Source organism: Nonomuraea sp. NPDC049152, assembly GCF_040648355.1.
In the GTDB taxonomy this organism is placed as follows: Bacteria; Actinomycetota; Actinomycetes; order Streptosporangiales; family Streptosporangiaceae; genus Nonomuraea.
In genome coordinates this window covers 136,438-155,111 of sequence record NZ_JBEZDO010000001.1, presented here as the reverse complement: position 1 = coordinate 155,111, position 18,674 = coordinate 136,438, and the positions used below count along the sequence as shown (strand labels likewise).

Genomic DNA, 18,674 nt, shown 5'->3' with positions numbered 1-18,674 from the left:
GATGACTGTCCTCACCGCCGCCGACCTGGCTGGCAACGGAGCCCGCGGCGACGACCCCGACAGCAGCGGCAAGTTCGGCATCTTCGGCGGCAGGTTCGTCCCCGAGGCGCTGATCCCCGCCCTCGACCAGGTCGCCTCCGTCTACGCCGAGGCCAAGGCCGACCCGGCGTTCGTCGCCGAGTTCGACCACCTGCTGCGCACCTACGCGGGCCGTCCCACGACGCTGACCGAGGTGCCGCGCTTCGCCGAGCACGCGGGCGGCGCCAGGATGGTGCTCAAGCGTGAGGACCTCACCCACACCGGCGCCCACAAGATCAACAATGTGCTGGGCCAGGCGCTGCTCACCAAGCGCCTCGGCAAGCGCCGCGTGATCGCCGAGACCGGTGCGGGCCAGCACGGCGTGGCCACGGCCACCGCCGCCGCGCTCATGGGCCTGGAGTGCGTGATCTACATGGGCGCCGTCGACTGCGAGCGCCAGGCGCTCAACGTCGCCAGGATGAAGCTGCTCGGCGCCACGGTCGTGCCCGTCACCAACGGGAGCCAGACGCTGAAGGACGCCATCAACGAGGCCTTCCGCGACTGGGTGACCAACGTCGACACCACCCACTACCTGTTCGGCACGATCGCCGGCCCGCACCCGTTCCCCGAGATCGTCCGCGACTTCGCCCGCATCATCGGCGTCGAGGCCCGCCGCCAGATGATGGAGCTGACCGGCAAGCTGCCCGACGCGATCTGCGCCGCGGTCGGCGGCGGAAGCAACGCCATCGGCATCTTCCACGCCTTCCTCGAGGACCAGGACGTCGCCCTGCACGGCTACGAGGCCGCGGGCAGGGGCCTGGAGACCGGCGAGCACGCGCTCACGCTCACCGCGGGCTCGGTCGGCGTGCTCCACGGCTCGCGCACCTACGTGCTGCAGGACGACGAGGGCCAGACCATCGAGTCGCACTCCATCTCGGCGGGGCTCGACTACCCGGGCGTCGGCCCCGAGCACGCGTGGCTCAAGGACAGCGGCAGGGCCAGCTACCACGGCATCACCGACGCCGAGGCCATGGACGCCTTCGCCCTGCTGTCCAGGACGGAGGGCATCATCCCCGCCATCGAGTCCTCCCACGCCCTGGCAGGCGCGCTGAAGCTCGGGCGCGAGCTCGGCCCCGTCGCTACGATCCTGGTCAACCTGTCCGGCCGCGGTGACAAGGACATGGGCACCGCCATGAAGTACTTTGGGCTGTGAGATGACGACTCTTCAGACGGTGTTCGCCAAGGCCAAGGCCGACAACAGGGCGGCGCTCGTCGGCTACCTGCCCGCCGGGTTCCCGACCAAGGAAGGCGCGATCGAGGCCGCCACCGCCATGGTCGAGTCGGGCTGTGACGTCATCGAGATCGGCCTGCCGTACTCCGACCCGCTCATGGATGGGCCGACCATCCAGGACGCCGTCCACCGGTCGCTGGTCAACGGCACCCGCATCGCCGACGTGCTGCGCACGGTCGAGGGCGTGGCGAAGACCGGCGCGGCGACGCTGGTCATGACCTACTGGAACCCGATCGACCGCTACGGCGCCGAGCGCTTCGCCCGCGACCTGGCCAACGCGGGCGGCGTGGGCACGATCACGCCCGACCTGACCCCGGAGGAGGCGGGCCCATGGCGGGCCGCGTCGGCCGAGGCGGGCATCGACACGGTGTTCCTGGTGGCTCCCAGCTCGACGGAGGAGCGCATCCGGGCCGTCGTCGAGTGCTGCACGGGGTTCGTGTACGCGGCCTCGCTGATGGGCGTCACGGGCGCCAGGGAGACCGTGAACGTGGCCGCCGAGGACCTGGTGGCCCGCACGAGGGCGCACACCTCGCTGCCGGTCTGCGTGGGTCTGGGCGTGGGCACGGGGGGCCAGGCGGCCGAGGTCGCCGGCTACGCCGACGGCGTCATCGTGGGGTCGGCGTTCATCCGCCGCCTGCTGGACGCGCCCGACCTGGCCGCGGGCCTGGCCGAGGTGCGCCTGCTGGCGGGCGAGCTGCGCGCCGGCGTCTCCTCCCGCTAGCTCCCGTACGGCAAGCGCCCGCCGAGGCAACCCAGGTCACCGGCGAGCGCCCGTCCATCACGCCACTCCAGCCGACTCCGGCTGGGCGTCCCGACGTGAAGGCGACCGCCGTACCTCCGGCACACGTCACAGAATCAACGCGGCTGTCGTAACAGGACAGCCGCGATTCTGTTTCTGTGCGGTATCGCCGCCCTGTGAGCACGTAAGTGCAAGGGCTGCTCATCGTTTGTCCATGGCCCCTGCTCGGCACGCGGGCCAAGGTTACGGGCATCGGACGCGGGCTCTGCACCCGCGTGGCCTGGAGGGAAAGACGATGGGCAAGTCAAGGACGATCCTGGGCGCCACCGGAGCGCTGGTCTGTGTGTCGCTGGTGGCCGCATGCGGCGGGCAGGCGGGACCCACGAGCTCGGCGGCGCCCTCCGCCGCCGCGTCGACGGCCGCCGCGAGCGGGCCCGTGACGCTGGAGTTCTGGGGCTGGGCGCCGGGCTACGAGGATGCCACCAAGGCGTGGAACGCCGCCCACCCCGACGTCCAGGTGACGTTCACCCAGACGCAGCCGGGCTCGCAGGGCGGCTACCAGCGCATGCTCGCCGCCGTGAAGGCGGGCAACGCGCCGTGCCTGGCGCAGGTCGGCGCGGAAACGCTGCCCAGCTTCCTGGTCGAGGGCGCGCTCGAGGACATCACCGCCCAGGCGCAGCCGTACAACGCCAAATTCCAGCCGTGGACGCTGAAGACGGTCACCTTCGGCGGCAAGCAGTTCGGCGTCCCCGTCGACTCGGGACCGATGGGCCTGTTCTACCGCAAGGACATCTTCGACAAGCACGGCATCGAGGTGCCGAAGACCTGGGACGAGTTCGCCGCCGCGGGCGAGAAGCTGCGCAAGGCCGACCCCGAGGTGTCCATCACCACCTTCACCCCCGACGACATGTACCTGTTCGCCGGCTACGCCCAGCAGGCCGGCGCCAAGTGGTTCGGCATCGAGGGCGACGCCTGGCAGGTCAGGATGAACGACCCCGCCACGGTCAAGGTCGCCGACTACTGGCAGGGCCTGATCGACAAGAAGGTCGTCGATGTGCTGCCCGGCTGGTCGGACGCGATGTGGAAGAACTACACCGACGGCAAGAGCGCCACGGTCGTCAGCGCGGTCTGGATGTCCAAGGTGCTCGAGGACTCCGTTCCCAAGACCACGGGCAAGTGGGCGGTCGCGCCGATGCCGGTGTGGGACGCGGCCAGCCCCGCCGTCGGCAACTCGGGCGGCTCGCCGAACGCGGTGCTGAAGGGGTGCGCGCACGTCAAGGAGGCGGTCGACTTCGCCGCCTGGATGTCGACCGACGCCACCGCCTTCAACGACCTGATCGCCAAGGGCGGCCTGTTCCCCGTGACCGTGGACGGCGGCTCGCTGCCGAACATGAACGCGGGCCGGCCCTTCTACGGCGGCCAGAAGGTCTTCCAGACGTTCGCCGAGGCCGGCAAGAACGTCAACCCGGACTTCGGGTGGGGGCCGACGATGCCGGCGGTGAACGCGGTCTTCGGCGAGGAGTTCGCGAAGGCGGCCAACGGGAAGGGCGGCACGCTGGGCTCGGCGCTCACGACCATCCAGGAGAAGGCGGTCGCCTCCCTGAAGGCGAAGGGCCTCACCGTCACCCCCTGACCCTCCACCCTCACCCCAGAATCCCCGGACCCGAGCCCCTTGGGACCCGCGGAACTTCGAGTCTCTTGGGACCCCCGGAAAACCTCAGGACCTTCGGAACCGGTACCTCAGGATCCCGGGCCACGAGGACCCCGGTAGCGCAGTAACCCCTACGCCCGGAACCCTCAAGAACCTCGGGAGTCGCGGCACCCCCGGACGCCTTGAGGCTCTCGGAACGGGCGACATCCGGAGCCCGGCCGGACCCTGAGGACCTCCGGACGCCGGACCCGGTAAGCCCGGGACCCCGGGACCTCGAATGTGCACGAACTCCGCATCTCCGACCGTGTGAACGTCGCCGTCCCCGCCGGACGGTGACGTGGAGGACCGATGGCAACAATCCAGCTCGAAGCCGAAGAGACCCGCGCCGCCCCACCGCGCCAGAGGAGGGGCAGGCCGACCAGCAACAGGGCGGCGTTCGTCTTCCTCCTGCCGTTCGCGGTGCTGTTCGTCGTCTTCTTCCTGGTCCCGATCGGCTACGCGATCAACGAGAGCTTCTACCGGGTGAAGCGCTCGGGGCTCGGGTTCGGCACGCCCGAGCGGGTCTTCTCGGGGCTGGACAACTTCACCGCCGTCTTCGCCGACGGCGGCTTCGTCAAGGGCGTCGGCAGGCTGCTGCTGTTCGGCGTCGTCCAGGTGCCGATCATGCTGGGCCTCGCCCTGGTACTCGCCCTCCTGCTCGACAGCGCGAGCGCCAGGTTCAAGCGCCTGTTCCGCCTGACCTACTTCCTGCCCTACGCGGTGCCCGGCGTGATCGCCGCCATCGTCTGGTCGTTCCTGTACACCCCCGACATCTCCCCGCTGGCCGACCTGCTGCCCTTCGACCTGCTGTCGGACGACCTGGTGCTGTGGTCGATGGCCAACATCGTCACCTGGACGTGGGTCGGCTTCAACATGCTGGTCATCTACGCGGCGCTGCAGTCGATCCCCAGCTCGCTGTACGAGGCGGCCGAGCTCGACGGCGCGGGCGGCTGGAAGACCGCCTGGTACGTCAAGGTGCCGCTGGTGCGTCCTTCGCTGGTCCTCACCGGCGTCTTCTCGATCATCGGCACCCTCCAGCTGTTCAACGAGCCGATGGTGATCAGCAGGATCACCCCCTCGGTCGGCAAGGACTACACGCCGCTGATGAGGTCGCTGCAGGTCGCCCTCGACAACAACGACTACGGCCAGGGCACGGCCATCGCGCTCACGCTCGCGGTGATCGCGGCCGGTCTGTCCTACCTGTTCATCCGCCTTTCGGCCTGGCTGACCGCCCGAGGAGTGAACCGATGAAGCCCACCGTGCGCTCCCGCACGCTGACCACCGCGTTCATGTTCCTGGTCGCGGTCTACATCCTGCTGCCGATCTGGTGGCTGCTGGTCTCGGCCACCAAGTCGGGCGGCGACCTGTTCGACACGCCCGCGCTGTGGTTCGGCGACATCAACCTCGGGACCAACCTGGGCAGGCTGATGGAGCAGGACGGCGGCGTCTATCCGCGCTGGCTGCTGAACACGGTCGTCTACTCCGTCGGCGGCGCGCTCGGCGCGACCGCGGTCTCGGCGATGGCGGGCTACGCGCTGTCGAAGTACCCCTTCAGGGGGCGCGGCGCCGTCTTCGCCACGATCATGTTCGCGGTGCTGGTCCCGATCCCGCTGCTCGGCCTGCCGCTCTACCTCCTGCTCACCCAGATCGGGCTGCTCAACACCATGTGGGGCGTGCTGCTGCCGAGCATGGTCAGCCCGTTCGGCGTCTACCTCGCCAGGGTCTACGCCGACGCGGCGGTACCCGGCGAGCTGCTGGAGGCGGGGCGGCTGGACGGCGCGGGCGAGCTGCGCATCTTCTTCACCGTCGCCGTCCGGCTGATGGCGCCCGCCCTGGTCACGCTCTTCCTGTTCCAGTTCGTCGCGATCTGGAACAACTTCTTCCTCCCGATGATCGTGCTGAACGACGAGTCGCTCTGGCCGATCACGCTCGGCCTGGTCAAGTGGAACAGCCTGCGCTACGGCTTCTACCGCGACATGGTCGTCACCGGCGCGTTCGTGTCCGTCATCCCCGTCATCCTCGCCTTCATCGGCCTGCAGCGGTTCTGGAAGGCCGACCTCGCCGCAGGTGGCGTCAAGCTCTGACCCCTCAACCCCCCTTCAACGCAGGAGCGATGCCCATGCGTCTGCTTTCGGCTGCCCTCGCAGGCGGCCTCACGCTGTCAGGATTAGCTCTCTCCCCCTCGGCCGCCGCCGAGGAGGCGATCACTCTCACCTCGTCCGAGCTCACCGTGGCCGTGGCGGCCGACTTCCCCCGCGTGCTGAGCTACACCGCGCCTGGCGGGGCCAGGCTCGGCGGGTCCGGCGCTCCGGTCACCGCCGTGGTGCTGAACGGCAAGCCGTACCCGGTCAAGGGCGTCTCCACGGGAAGCGACGCGGCCAAGGCCGGATACCGGCTGACCTTCGACGCGCTGCCCGGCGTGGAGCTGGAGGCCAGCATCGCGCTGGACGGCACGACCACCACGTTCAGGATCGACGCGGTCAAGGACACCGAGGCCTTCAGGGTCGGCACGATCGACATTCCAGGCCACGACCTGGTGTCGGTGGCCAGCGACCAGGCGGGCGCCGCCACCGCCTTCACCAGGCTGGACCCCGACTCCACCCGCACCGCCGACAGGTTCGCCCAGGTCACCGCCGCCACCCCGGCGGAGGCGGCACCAGTGGGAGCGACCTACGCGATCGTCAACACCGGCGAGCTCGCGGCGGCGATCGAGTCGAACTCCAGCTTCGACCAGCCCTCGGGCGCCACCAACACGGACGCGGCCAGGTTCTGGCACCAGGCCCGCAAGGACGCGGCGGGCAGGGTCGCGGTCGGGGTGTGGAGCGGCCAGTGGACCTACCGGGCCTCCGGCGCGCCGTACACCGAGGAGCTGCCGTGGGCCAAGGTCGTCGTCACGCCCGACGCCAACGGCGACGGCGGCGTGGACTGGCAGGACGGCGCGATCGCCTTCCGGCGAATCGGCCTCAAGCCGATCGGCGCCGACCAGACCCGCGACCGCGTGGCGATCCACATCCCCTTCAACTTCGCCAGCCAGGCCACCCATCCGTTCCTGCGCACGCTCGACGACGTCAAGCGCATCTCGCTGGCCACCGACGGGCTCGGCCAGCTGGCCATCCTCAAGGGCTACCAGTCGGAGGGCCACGACTCGGCCCACCCCGACTACGGCGGCAACTACAACAAGCGCGCGGGCGGGCTGAAGGACCTCAACACGCTGCTGCGCGCGGGCAAGGACTGGAACGCCGCCTTCGGCGTCCACGTCAACGCCACCGAGGCCTACGCCGAGGCGAAGGCGTTCGACGAGACCCTCGTCAACAAGAACGCCAGGGGCTGGGACTGGCTCGGCCAGTCGTACTACATAGACCAGCGCACCGACCTGGCCACCGGCAACCTGGCCAAGCGGTTCAAGCAGCTGCGCGAGGAGACCGACCGCAACCTCGCGCTGCTCTACCTCGACGTCTACTACACCCACGGCTGGGTCGCCGACCGCACGCTCGCCGAGCTGCGCGAGCAGGGCTGGCAGGTCGCCAGCGAGTGGGCCGACAAGCTGGAGCGCGCCTCGCTGTGGTCGCACTGGGCCAGTGACCTCGGCTACGGCGGCGCCACCAACAAGGGGCTCAACTCCCAGATCATCCGCTTCATCCGCAACCAGGAGAAGGACGTCTGGAACAGTCACCCCATCCTCGGCAACGCCCGCATCGAGGAGTTCGAGGGCTGGACCGGCGAGATCGACTGGGCCACCTTCTACCGCAACATCTGGGAGAACAACCTCCCCGCCAAGTACCTCCAGCACTTCCCGATCATGGACTGGAACGCCGACGGCATCGTCTTCGGCGACGGCGTGCGCGGCACGGTCGTCAACGGCAAGCGCGAGGTCTACGCGGGCGACGCCAAGGTGATCGACGGCGGCACGTACCTGATCCCATGGGAGGGCAGGTACTACCACTACAACCCGGCAGGCGGGGCGACCACGTGGGACGCCGCCACGAAGATGCGCGTCTACAAGCTCACCACCCAGGGCAGGGTGGAGGCCGGCACCGTCGTCCCGGTCGACGGGAAGATCACGCTGCAGGCGGAGGCGGGCGTGCCGTACGTGCTCTACCCCGGCAAGGCGCCCAAGCAGGGCAGGCCGCAGTGGGGTGAGGGCGGCGGCGTCGCCGACCCCGGCTTCAACGGCGAGGCGACGGACGCGTGGGAGACCAGCGGCACGGTCAGCGTCGAGACCACCGCCACGGGACAGCGGGTCGCGCTGCTCGGCGCCGGTCAGCGGGCCGAGCTGGGGCAGCGGCTCAAGGGCCTGACCCCCGGCGCCACCTACAGCCTCTCGGCCTGGATCGAGGTCGAGCCGGGCAGGTCGCGGCGCACCACGCTGACCGTGGACGGTGCCCGCAAGCTGAACGTCTCGGCCTTCCTCGACCGCTCGACGGTGAAGAACCAGGTCGCGGCGGACGAGAAGCACGACACCCACTTCCAGCGGGTCAAGGTGGTCTTCACCGCGCCCAAGGACAAGGCGACCGTGCGCGTCACCGCCGAGGCGGGCGAGGCCGCCGTGCGCGTCGACGACGTACGGCTGGTGCGGACCGAGCCCACCGGCCAGGTCGAGGACTTCGAGCACGTCGACCAGGGCTGGGGCCCGTTCGTGAAGGGCGACGCGGGCGGCAGCACCGACCCGCGCACCCACATCGCCCAGAAGCACGCCCCCTACACCCAGGCCGGATGGAACGGCAAGGCCGTCGACGACGTCATCGGCGGCGAGGAGTCGCTGAAGGCGCACGAGGAGCGCAGGGGCCTGGTCTACAGGACCGTGCCGTGGACCACCAGGTTCGAGCCTGGACACGCCTACGAGGTGTCCTTCCGCTACCAGAACGCGCTGCCGAACACCTTCGCCTGGGTGAGCGGCTACGACAAGGCGGGCCAGACGGTCGAGCTGCGCCAGACCCCGCTGGAGCAGAAGTTGACCACGGCCACGTTCACCGAGCGGGTCGTCGCGGGCTGCGGCGACGTCTGGGTGGGCCTGCGCTCGCTGCAGGCCGAAAGGGACGGCGCCGACTTCGTCCTCGACGACTTCTCCGTCACCGACCTCGGACCCGCCCAGGACCAGCTCGCCTGCGCCTCGCTGGCGGTGCGGCCCGCGGCCGAGACGCTGGAGCCGGGACTGCCCAACGACGTGACGACCGTGTTCGCCAACCTGGAGGACGCGGCCGCGCGCAACGTCTCGGTACGGCTGACCGCCCCGCAGGGTTGGACGGTCACGGGCCAGGGCGCCGCCGCCTCTGTCGAGCCGGGGCAGCAGCTGTCCACCGCGTGGAAGGTGACGCCGCCCGTCGACGCGCCCTACCAGCCCTACCAGCTGAAGGCCACGCTCACCTATGAGGTGGGCGGGGTGACCAAGACGCTGGAGGCGGGCGCGGCCGTACGGACGATGCCGCCGCCGCCCACCAGCGACGTGTTCGTCAGCGACATCGACTGGACCTCGGCCGCCAACGGCTGGGGGCCCGTCGAGCGCGACCAGTCCAACGGCGAGCAGGGTCAGGGCGACGGCAGGCCGATCACGATCGGCGGCAAGTCCTTCGCCAAGGGCCTGGGCACGCACGCCCCCGCCTCGATCACCTACTTCCTCGGCGCGCGGTGTACTGCCCTGACCGCCTCGGTCGGCGTCGACGACGTGCAGGCCACGCGCGGCTCGGTGCAGTTCTCCGTCGTGGCCGACGGCAGGGTGGTGGCGCAGAGCCCGGTGCTCAAGGCCGCCGACGCCGCCTACGAGCTGACGGCCGACCTCGCCGGCGCCAAGAACGTCCAGCTCCGCGTCGCCGACGGCGGCGACGGCAACGGCAACGACCACGCCGACTGGGGCGACGCCAGGCTCTCCTGCCGCTGACCCTCTCCTGTGACACGAACGGCCCCGGAGGCGCGCCTCCGGGGCCGTTCGCCGTCTCCGCGCGGCCGGACGGTCGCCGCGGTCAGCCCAGGTCGGGCTCGGAGAGGAGGTCGAGTGCGGCCGAGCCCGCGTGGTCGAGCTCCAGGATCACCACCTCGTTCGCGCCCGCCCTCAGCAGCGGCCACGGCACGTACAGCGTGCGCTGCGGGCCCCTGTCCCAGTAGCGGCCGAGCAGGAAGCCGTTCACCCACACGTACCCCTTGCCCCACCCTGGCAGCGCGAGGAAGCCGTCGGCGGGCGCGGCCACCTCCAGGCTGCCGCGGAAGAACGCGGGCACCCGCGCGCCCAGCCCCTCCTCGTACGGCAGCGCGGGCAACTCCCGCAGCGGGATCGGCCTGGCCGTCACGCCGTGCAGGTACTGCCTGTCGTGCATGAGCGGCGCCATCAGCCCCTTCCGCTCGCCGAGCGCGGGCCCGTAGTTGGTCCTGCCCATCGACTCGACCAGCAGCTCCAGGCTGGCGGGTCCCGGCACCTCCAGCACCGGCTCCTCGCCCCCGCGCTCCAGCACCGCCGCCAGCTCGCCGTCCACGTACAGGTGGGCCCTGTCGTGCACGCCGCCTACCCGCAGCCGGTACGGCCTGCGCGGCCCCGGCACCTCCACCTGGTACAGCGCCAGGCCGTGGACCAGGCCGAGATCCTCGAACGACGGCGGCAGGGGAGAGGTCACCGAGGGCCCCGCCACCTGGTCGAGGACGTCGCGCAGCGGTACGGACTTCACCAGCGGCACCACCGCGGGCGGGAGCGAAGGGGGGACCGCGGGGACGTCGGGCGGCGAGGGGTTGTAGCGGGAAAGGATCTCGCGGAAGCGCCAGAACTTCTCCGTCGGCGCGCCGCGCTCGTCGATCGGGGCGTCGTAGTCGTAGGAGGTGGTCGTGGGCCGGTACTCGCCGTCGGCCAGCTCGCCGACCCTGTTGGCGCCCGCGGTGGTGCCGAAGTTGGTGCCGCCGTGCGCCATGTACAGGTTCACGGACGCGCCCGCGGCCAGGATCCGCTCCAGGCAGTCGGCCGCGTCGGCGGCGTCGCGGGTCACGTGCCCGTGTCCCCAGTGGTCGAACCACCCGCACCAGAACTCCATGCACATCAGCGGATCGTCGGGGCGGTGCTCGCGCAGCTTGGCGAAGGCCGCCTCGGGTCCCGAGCCGAAGTTCACGGTCGCCAGCACGCCGGGGACGGTGCCGCCGGTGAGGTAGAAGTCGTCGGCGCCGTCGGAGGTGAACAGGGGCACGTCGACGCCGTGCGCGATCAGGTCGTCGGCCAGGTGGCGCAGGTAGACCGCGTCGCTGCCGTAGGAGCCGTACTCGTTCTCGACCTGCACCATGATCACGTTTCCGCCTCTGGTGACCTGCCGGTCGGCGATCAGCGGGACGACCTCGTCGAAGTAGCGCTCGACGTGGGACAGGTATTCGGCGTCGCGGGTGCGCACCCTCGGGCCGAGCTCGGCGGTCAGCCACGACGGCAGGCCGCCGTTGTCCCACTCCGCGCAGATGTAGGGGCCGGGCCTGACGATGGCCAGCAGGCCCTCGTCCGCCGCGGCGTCGAGGAAGGCGGCCAGCTCCTCCAGCCTGCGGAACTCTCCCTTGCGGGGCTCGTGGAGATCCCACGGCACATAGGTCTCCACCGTGTTGAGACCCATGGCCCTCAGCATCCTCAGCCGGTGGCTCCACTGCTCGGGGAGGACCCGGAAGTAGTGCAGGGCCCCTGACAGCACCCTGAACTCCTCACCGTCCAGCAGGAAAGCGCCCCCGTTTATCATGAAATGTCGCATGTTGCCCCTTGAGATAGGATTCCGCGCGTAGCAGCTTGCCGAATCCCCAGCTCAGGGGCCATGGACAAAGCTGGTGAAGTTGTTGGACGGAAGGGGCGAGCGGATGGCCGAAGACTTCCGGCGGTGGATGCACTACCTCACCCCAGGCCCCGCTCACCGCAGGCTGGGCCTCGTCTGTCTCGGCGTCGGCCATCTCGAGGGCCGGCTGCCCACCGTCGGCCCCCGCGCGCTCGACCACCACGTCGCCGTCGTCGTCACCCAGGGCAAGGGCTGGTTCTCACACGCCGGCGGCCTGCCCGTCGAGGTCATCGCCCCCTCGGTCCTCTGGCTGCTGCCGGGCGTCAAGCACCACTATGCCCCGCACGACACCGGCTGGGTCGAGTGGTTCGTCGACTTCACAGGACCCGCGGCCACCGCCTACCAGGACCTCGGCTTCGTCGACGCCGCCACGCCCGTCACCCCGCTGACCACCGCCGATCCCGCCGCGCACGCCATCGGCCGCATCGCGCAGGCCATCCGCAGGGGCAGCCCCTACCTGGAGGTCGAGACCTCCGCGCTGGTCCACGAGGTCCTCGTCGCGCTGCGACACGCCAGGGCCGACGAGGACGCGGCGGGCGACCCCGTGCTGGAGGGCCTGGCCAGAGACGCCTGCCTGCCCATCTCCGTCGCCGAGCACGCCAAACGGCTCGGGATGACGGTCGGCGACCTGCGCGTGGTCGTGCGCCGCCTGGCGGGCTGCAGCCCCAAGGACTACCTGCTGTCGATCAGGCTCACCAGGGCCAAGGACCTGCTGGCCGGTTCGGAGCTGCCGATCGCCGCGATCGCCAGGCGGGTCGGATACGACGATCCCGCCTACTTCACCCGGATCTTCACCCGCAGGGCGGGCCTGCCGCCGAGCGAGTTCCGCGCACAACAACACGGCGGCCTGGTGGCCGCCGACCTTAGTTGAGTCTTATCCAGCACGTGATCAGATGGCATCCAGGTACTGTGCGCATTTCAGATGCGACTACATAGGAGAGGCATGTGACCGCGTCGCAACGGCTACGCACCGCTAACGTGACGGTACCCTGGGTGACGACCTTGGCCCGGCTGGTACTGGGCGGAGTGCTGATCGTCGCCGGAGGGTTGAAGATCGGCAGCATTCACAACTCCGTCCTGGCGGTCAAGGCCTACCGGTTGCTGCCTGACGCGCTCGCCGAGACCGTGGGTTACGGCCTGCCCATCGTGGAGATCGTCGTCGGCGTGCTGCTGGTGGTCGGCCTGCTCACCCGGGCGGCCGCGGTCGCGGGCGGGCTGCTCATGCTGGCCTTCGTCCTCGGCATCGCATGGGCGTGGGCCAACGGGCTGCGGATCGACTGCGGCTGCTTCGGCGGCGGCGGCGAGCTCAAGTCGTGGGAGGAGCCGAGCTATCTGCTCGACATCGTCCGCGACTTCGGCCTGGTGCTGCTGGCCGTATGGACCGTCCGCTTCCCGCCGGGGCGCCTCGCCCTGGACGCCGCCCTGGGGCTGGCGGGGAGGCGTGGCGGCGACACCGATGATTTCGAAGGGGACGAGGATGAGTAAGGCCCAGCGGCAACAGTCCGTGCGGGACAGGATCAAGGCCCAGCGCGAGTCCGAGAAGAAGCAGGAGCAGCGCAAGCGCGTCGCCACCTACGTCACCGTCGGGGTGGTCGCCGTCGGGGCGATCGCCGCGGGCTGGCTGTTCGCGGCCAACCAGAGCACGTCGGAGTCCGCGGGCGCGAGCCTGGCCCCCGTCACGATCCAGAGCGACGGCACGGTGGCGATGGCCAACGCGGGCGTCACCGCCCCCGTCATCGACATCTACGAGGACTTCCAGTGCCCCGCCTGCAAGCAACTGGAGGAGACCAGCGGCACGACGTTCAAGAACCTCGCCGCCGAGGGCAAGGCCAAGGTCGTCTACCACCCGCTCACGATCTTCCCTGCGCAGATGAACAAGGGCATCACCAGGGGCAACTCCGTGCGCGCGGGCGCTGCGGCCCGCTGCGTCACCGACGGGAAGCAGTGGGTGGCCTACCACGACAAGCTCTTCGCGAACCAGCCCGAGGAGACCGCCGAGGGCTTCAGCACCGAGCAGCTGGTCGAGCTGGGTGAGGAGGCCGGGGTCACCGCCCCCGACTTCGCCACCTGCGTGACCTCGCAGAAGCACGCCCAGGCCTACGTCGCCGCCAGTGACAAGACCATCGCCGCCATCAGTCTGCAGGGCACGCCGACGGTCAAGCTCAACGGCAAGGACATGGACCAGAACACCGCCTTCGTGCCGACCGAGCTGCGCAAGGCCGTTCTCGATGCCGCCAAGTAGCCGCGGGTCCGCTACTCTCCACTGACATGCCCCTTGCCTCGATTCCCAGTCCCTCCCAGGGGGTCTGGTACCTCGGCCCGATCCCGATCAGGGCCTACGCGCTGTGCATCGTCCTGGGTGTCATCGTCGCGGTCTGGATCAGCGAGCGCCGCTGGCGGGCTCGTGGCGGGACGCCCGGCACGATCGTCGACATCGCCGTTCCCGCGGTGATCTTCGGCCTGATCGGTGGCCGTCTCTACCACGTCATCACCGACTGGCAGCTCTACTTCGGTGACCGGGCGCCCAACGAGCCGTACGAGGCGCTGTTCATCTGGAACGGTGGCCTCGGCATCTGGGGGGCGATCGCGCTCGGCGGCGTCGGCGTGTGGCTGGCCTGCCGTAAGAGGGGCCTGTCGCTGAGCGCGGTGGCCGACACCGTCGCGCCCGGCATCGCCTTCGCCCAGGCCATCGGCAGGTGGGGCAACTACTTCAACCAGGAGCTGTTCGGCAGCCCCACGACGCTGCCGTGGGGCCTGGAGATCGAGCCTGGCAAGGCGGGCACGATCGACGGCTACACGGGGCTGTACCACCCGACCTTCCTGTACGAGTCGCTGTGGAACCTCGTGCTCGGCTTCGTGCTGATCTGGGTGGGCAAGCGGTTCGCGCTGCACCATGGCAGGCTGTTCGCGCTCTACGTGGCCGGCTACACCCTCGGCAGGTTCTGGATCGAGGGGCTGCGCGTCGACCCCGTCGGCGGCGTCGACCACGCCGTCCACTTCCTCGGCCTGCGGATCAACCAGTGGACCGCGATCGTGTTGTTCATCGGGGCGCTGGTCTACTTCTGGGTGACCAGGAACAAGGACAGCGAGGAGATCGTCGTCGCGCCCTCGGCCGAAACCGGCGGCGAACCTCCCGCCGCCGAGTCGCCGGCGGACTCCGCGGACGACGAGGAGGCCGCCGAGGGCGACAAGGATGACCACGCCCCTGACGGGGAAGGGGACGGCGAGACGCAGGCCGTACCGGAGGAAAAGAAGTCCTGATGAGCGGGCGCGCGGAGATCCATCACGAACATCGCGACGTCAACGGCGGGTGGCTGCGGCCATCGGTCTTCGGCGCGATGGACGGGCTGGTGTCCAACTTCGCGCTCATCGCCGGTGTCGCGGGCGGCACCGACGACACCAAGGTGATCGCGCTCGCCGGCATCGCGGGGCTTGCCGCGGGCGCGTTCTCCATGGCCGGAGGCGAGTACGTCTCCGTGGCCAGTCAGCGCGAGCTGGCCCTCGCCGAGATCGACGTCGAGCGGCGGGAGATCGCGCGGCATCCCGAGGCCGAGCAGGAAGAGCTCGCCCAGGGCTACATCGACAAGGGCGTCGACCCCGCGCTGGCCGCGGAGGTCGCCAGGCAGATCTCCCGCGACCCGAGCCGGGCGCTGGAGGTGCACGCGCGGGCCGAGCTGGGAGTCACTCCCGCGGACCTGCCCTCGCCGAAGATCGCGGCGGTGTCCTCGTTCCTGTCCTTCAGCGTGGGCGCGGTCCTGCCGCTGCTGCCGTATCTGCTCGGCGTCACGAGCCTGTGGCTGTCGGCGGTGCTGTCCTGTCTGGCGCTGTTCGGCGCGGGGGCGCTGGTCTCCACCGTCACCGCGCGCAGCTGGTGGTACTCGGGCCTGCGCCAGCTCGGCGTCGGCGTCGTGGCCGCGGGGCTGACCTTCGGACTCGGCAACCTGATCGGAGGAACAGGCGGGCTGTGAGCACCAGGAAACGCCGAAGGACGCCGCCGCCGGACTGGAACCTGCCCATCCTCACCGACTGGGGGCTGAAGCCGCAGCAGCAGCGCCTGCTGGTGATCATCGCCTCCGTCGCCGGCGTGCTCATCGCGGCTGTCACGCTCACCACCGTGATCGCCGCGCTGGGCTCCGACGCCAGGTCCGGCACCCAGCAGGCCGCCGGGCTGAGCGTCGAGGGGCTGCCGCCGGAGAAGTTCGAGGGGTGGGCCTCGCCCAAGGTGTTCGCGCCCATCGCCGAACGCGCCAAGGACGCCCAGCCCATCACCGCCAAGGAGCTCTTCGCCAGCAAGACGCTCACCGGCGAGCACAAGGTCACGCTCAAGCTGGGGCAGAAGATCGTCGACACCGACTGCGCGGCCGCGCTCTGGGGTGAGCAGCTCGTCGCCCAGGTCGGCGAGGCGGGCTGCTCCCAGGCCGCGCGAGCCGCCTACACCAGCGCCGACGGCCGCTACCTCGCCCAGTTCACGCTGCTCAATCTCAACGACGCCAAGGTGGCGGGCGGGCTGGTCGAGTCGCTGAAGTCGCTGTACAGGGGCGGCTGGGTGCGCCCGCTCACTCCCTTCCCCGCCGACGCCTACACCGAGGGCGGCGCCTACGCGCTCGGCCACTACGTCGCGCTGGTGTGGCTGTCGCGCGCCGACGGCGCCGAGCCCTCGCCCAAGGACGACTTCGCCAACCTCGCCCTCACCGTGCGGGCCGCCGAGAAGCCGCTCTTCAAGCGGGTCGTGGCGCTGACCGGCACCTCCTAGGCTTGTTCACCATGCCTCGCCGCGTTCTCATCCCCGTCCTGGTCGCCCTCGTGGCGCTCGCCGCCGCCACGGCCTTCCTGTTCCTGCGCGGTGGCGGGCCGCGGGCCGCGGTCTTCGCGGGGGAGCCGACCTCGGCGCAGTACGCGGTCATCGACACCGCCGCGCTCGATCCCGCGCCGCTCACCGAGGGCGAGGTGCTCGGCCCTTCGACAGCGACGCTCACCTCCGGCGGGGTCAGCATGGTGCGCCAGTCCTCAGCCTTGCTGACCGACTGCGGGGAGGCGCTCTGGGGGGTGGAAGCGCCGGGCTGCACACAGGTGCTGCGCGCCTCCTACACCAGCTCCGACGGCACGGTCGCGGGGCAGTTCCTCATCTTCAACCTCGCGGACGGACGCGCGGCCGACGCGCTGACGTCCGCGCTGCGCACCGGCGGTTTCGTACGGCAGGCGGCCGAGTTCGACGTCTCCCGCAGCAGGGCGCAGGCACGGGCCCTCGGGCACTTCGTCACGGTGAGCTGGGTCGGTCCCGTCGGCGCGGGACGGCACGACCTGGCCCACCCGCAGATCGCCCTGGACGGCCTCGGCCGCACTGTCGTCTCCGCCCGCGTCATCGCCGCCACCTGACCCCGACCACCAGAACCCGACCATCTCGCCTCGGCGCCTGCCCAGGGGGTCAGTCGGGGAGCGAGGCCAGCGTCGCGGCGACGGCGGTGGGCAGCGACTCCAGGCGGTGGAGCGGCGCTTCCAGCACCGTGACCGACTCCGCCCACGGGGCGGACATCCGGATGAGCGCGCGGGCGTCGTTCTTGGTCAGCGTGAGCCCGCGAGCCGCCGCGGCCGCGATGAGCCCCTCCCGCCAGGTGTTGGCCAGCTTCCCGTGCGCGTTGTCGAGGATGCGGCGCACCACCAGGCCCGCCTCGTCGGAGGGCGGCGGCAACCGTACCGCGTCGAGCACGGAGCCGTCGACCGTGACCGCGTAGACGGCCGGGACGGCGGGCAGCTCGCGCGCCGGCGGCTCGGCGAGGTGGACGCGGACGTGCGCGGCGCGGGTGGCCAGCAGCAGGCGGGCAAGCGCCGTCTCGAGCCCCGCGGGCACCGCGATCGCCACCTTCGACGGCGCGGACGCGTGCGGCTTGGCCAGCCAGGTGGCCAGCCTGGCGCGTGGCTGGGGCAGGTCCTTCGGCCAGTCGCCGACGAGCAGGTCAGGCGTGAAGTCAGGCCCCGACTCGGGCCGCGTGCCCGCGGCGGGCGCGGATTCGATGGACTGCGGGCCGTGCGTGTAGATCGCGGTGGCGAGCTTGTCGACGCGGGCCGCGACGGCGGGGCGGGTCTTGGTGGTGGGCCGCAGGATGTACAGGTCGGCGGCCGAGCCGATCGCCTCCGCGCCGAAATAGCGGTTGAAGTCGGGATAGACGGCCTCGTACGTGAGGTTGAGCGCGGACAGCGTCTGCTGCACCTTGAGGGCCAGCATGGGCGTGCGCTCGCTCGCCCCGTACGCCAGCAGGACCCTGCCCTCGTCCTTCAGCCCCTCGACGGCGCGGGCGACGAACAGGCCGATCCCCTCCGGCGTGTACGGCGGGTCGGTGACGGCCAGGTCGTGCTCGCGCGCCGACGCGGGCAGCCCGAGCCGCAGATCGGCCCACCGCGTCGAGACGCCGAGGTCCTGGGCGTCGATGTAGGCCAGGATGCGCTCGTCGATGTCGACGACCGTCACCTCGCACTCGGGATGCACCAGCCGGACGGCCAGGGAGGTCAGGTCGTGGTCGCCGACGCACAGCACGCGCGCCCCTGGCAGCCAGAACCTGGCGCCGAGCAGGAGGGCGCGGCGGACGACGGTCTCGGCGGTGGCGGAGACGTGGTCGAGCGCCTGCCTGGCGGCGGGGGCCTGCCTGATGAGGTCCTTCATGCGCTTGACCACGTGCTCGTAGTGGGGGAGCAGGTGGCCGACGGGGTCGGCGGGCGGCTCGCTGACCGCGAACAGGTCCTGGTAGTCGGGGGTGTGCAGGAGGGGAACCCGGAAGCGCTCACCCTGCCGTTCGAGTCTGACCTCGCGAAGGAGGGCCTCGATCGAGCGCCTGGACGTGGCGCTCTCCCTGACCAGGTCGCCCAGCGTCCACCACTGGGTGTCGCAGACGAGCGTGAGGGCGTGGCGCAGCCGCCTGCCGTCGATTCCCGCGCTCGCCAGCAGGGCCTCCAGGCCGTCGCGTTCCATGGGGCAACCTTAGCCGTGGCCGCCGGGGCGAGCCGGTCCCGCGATCGTCGCGAGGTGTCGCTGGGATGGCGGACAGCGGCGGGGAATGGGGGAAAGATATCGGTTGTTGGGACAAGAGGGTCCGTATACCGGAATCTTGTGAATGTTCGCGATGTGGACCTGGTGGGCACTATTCCGACAGGGTGCGATACCCT

Annotated in this window: 15 protein-coding genes; 13 read left to right on the top strand and 2 right to left on the bottom strand. The window is 70.7% G+C overall.

The genetic code is table 11. The features are described 5' to 3' along the window. Position 1: 1 nt before the first annotated feature. The 6 genes from trpB to AB0B45_RS00705 all read left to right on the top strand — a co-directional run bounded on the left by trpB (position 2) and on the right by AB0B45_RS00705 (position 9,613). Positions 2-1,231 carry a tryptophan synthase subunit beta gene (gene trpB / locus AB0B45_RS00730; protein WP_358123391.1) on the top strand — a complete coding sequence of 410 codons (1,230 nt, stop codon included), beginning with the start codon at positions 2-4 and terminating at the stop codon, positions 1,229-1,231. 1 nt (position 1,232) lies between these two features. Next, complete coding sequence (trpA, locus tag AB0B45_RS00725) at positions 1,233-2,030, top strand: tryptophan synthase subunit alpha (RefSeq protein ID WP_358123389.1); 798 nt, start codon at positions 1,233-1,235, stop codon at positions 2,028-2,030. A gap of 313 nt (positions 2,031-2,343) precedes the next feature. Continuing rightward, positions 2,344-3,681 carry a sugar ABC transporter substrate-binding protein gene (locus tag AB0B45_RS00720; protein ID WP_358123387.1) on the top strand — a complete coding sequence of 446 codons (1,338 nt, stop codon included), beginning with the start codon at positions 2,344-2,346 and terminating at the stop codon, positions 3,679-3,681. A 366-nt stretch (positions 3,682-4,047) separates the two neighbouring features. After that, positions 4,048-4,989 carry a sugar ABC transporter permease gene (locus tag AB0B45_RS00715; RefSeq protein ID WP_358123385.1) on the top strand — a complete coding sequence of 314 codons (942 nt, stop codon included), beginning with the start codon at positions 4,048-4,050 and terminating at the stop codon, positions 4,987-4,989. Next, positions 4,986-5,822, top strand: a complete 837-nt coding sequence (locus tag AB0B45_RS00710) for a carbohydrate ABC transporter permease (protein ID WP_358123383.1) — start codon at positions 4,986-4,988, stop codon at positions 5,820-5,822. The genes AB0B45_RS00715 and AB0B45_RS00710 overlap by 4 nt, the downstream gene beginning before the upstream one ends. Positions 5,823-5,857: 35 nt before the next feature. Further along, the gene (locus tag AB0B45_RS00705; RefSeq protein WP_358123381.1) at positions 5,858-9,613 is read left to right on the top strand and encodes an endo-alpha-N-acetylgalactosaminidase family protein; all 3,756 of its coding nucleotides are present in this window, start codon (positions 5,858-5,860) and stop codon (positions 9,611-9,613) included. Positions 9,614-9,695: 82 nt separating this feature from the next. On the opposite strand, the gene AB0B45_RS00700 is transcribed toward AB0B45_RS00705, so the two are convergent. Then, on the bottom strand, positions 9,696-11,426 hold the full coding sequence (locus AB0B45_RS00700; RefSeq protein WP_358123379.1) for a beta-galactosidase family protein: 1,731 nt from the start codon (positions 11,424-11,426) through the stop codon (positions 9,696-9,698). 85 nt (positions 11,427-11,511) lie between these two features. Here AB0B45_RS00700 and AB0B45_RS00695 point away from each other — a divergent pair, with 85 nt between their 5' ends. The 7 genes from AB0B45_RS00695 to AB0B45_RS00665 all read left to right on the top strand — a co-directional run bounded on the left by AB0B45_RS00695 (position 11,512) and on the right by AB0B45_RS00665 (position 16,892). Next, on the top strand, positions 11,512-12,387 hold the full coding sequence (locus tag AB0B45_RS00695) for an AraC family transcriptional regulator (RefSeq protein WP_358123377.1): 876 nt from the start codon (positions 11,512-11,514) through the stop codon (positions 12,385-12,387). Positions 12,388-12,509: 122 nt separating this feature from the next. Beyond that, on the top strand, positions 12,510-13,001 hold the full coding sequence (locus AB0B45_RS00690; RefSeq protein ID WP_358123375.1) for a MauE/DoxX family redox-associated membrane protein: 492 nt from the start codon (positions 12,510-12,512) through the stop codon (positions 12,999-13,001). Further along, complete coding sequence (locus tag AB0B45_RS00685; RefSeq protein WP_358123373.1) at positions 12,994-13,758, top strand: thioredoxin domain-containing protein; 765 nt, start codon at positions 12,994-12,996, stop codon at positions 13,756-13,758. The genes AB0B45_RS00690 and AB0B45_RS00685 overlap by 8 nt, the downstream gene beginning before the upstream one ends. A gap of 26 nt (positions 13,759-13,784) precedes the next feature. Further along, a complete protein-coding gene (gene lgt / locus AB0B45_RS00680) occupies positions 13,785-14,777 on the top strand; it encodes a prolipoprotein diacylglyceryl transferase (RefSeq protein WP_358123371.1) in 993 nt (330 codons plus the stop codon). Next, positions 14,777-15,484 carry a VIT1/CCC1 transporter family protein gene (locus AB0B45_RS00675; protein WP_358123369.1) on the top strand — a complete coding sequence of 236 codons (708 nt, stop codon included), beginning with the start codon at positions 14,777-14,779 and terminating at the stop codon, positions 15,482-15,484. The genes lgt and AB0B45_RS00675 overlap by 1 nt, the downstream gene beginning before the upstream one ends. Then, entirely contained in the window at positions 15,481-16,269 is a 789-nt protein-coding gene (locus tag AB0B45_RS00670; protein ID WP_358123367.1) for a hypothetical protein, read from the top strand. The genes AB0B45_RS00675 and AB0B45_RS00670 overlap by 4 nt, the downstream gene beginning before the upstream one ends. Before the next feature lie 11 nt (positions 16,270-16,280). Beyond that, entirely contained in the window at positions 16,281-16,892 is a 612-nt protein-coding gene (locus AB0B45_RS00665) for a hypothetical protein (protein WP_358123365.1), read from the top strand. A 49-nt stretch (positions 16,893-16,941) separates the two neighbouring features. Here AB0B45_RS00665 and AB0B45_RS00660 read toward each other — a convergent pair whose 3' ends face one another. Further along, positions 16,942-18,480 (bottom strand): bis-aminopropyl spermidine synthase family protein, encoded by a 1,539-nt coding sequence (locus AB0B45_RS00660; RefSeq protein WP_358123363.1) that lies wholly within the window; start codon positions 18,478-18,480, stop codon positions 16,942-16,944. Positions 18,481-18,674 lie beyond the last annotated feature (194 nt).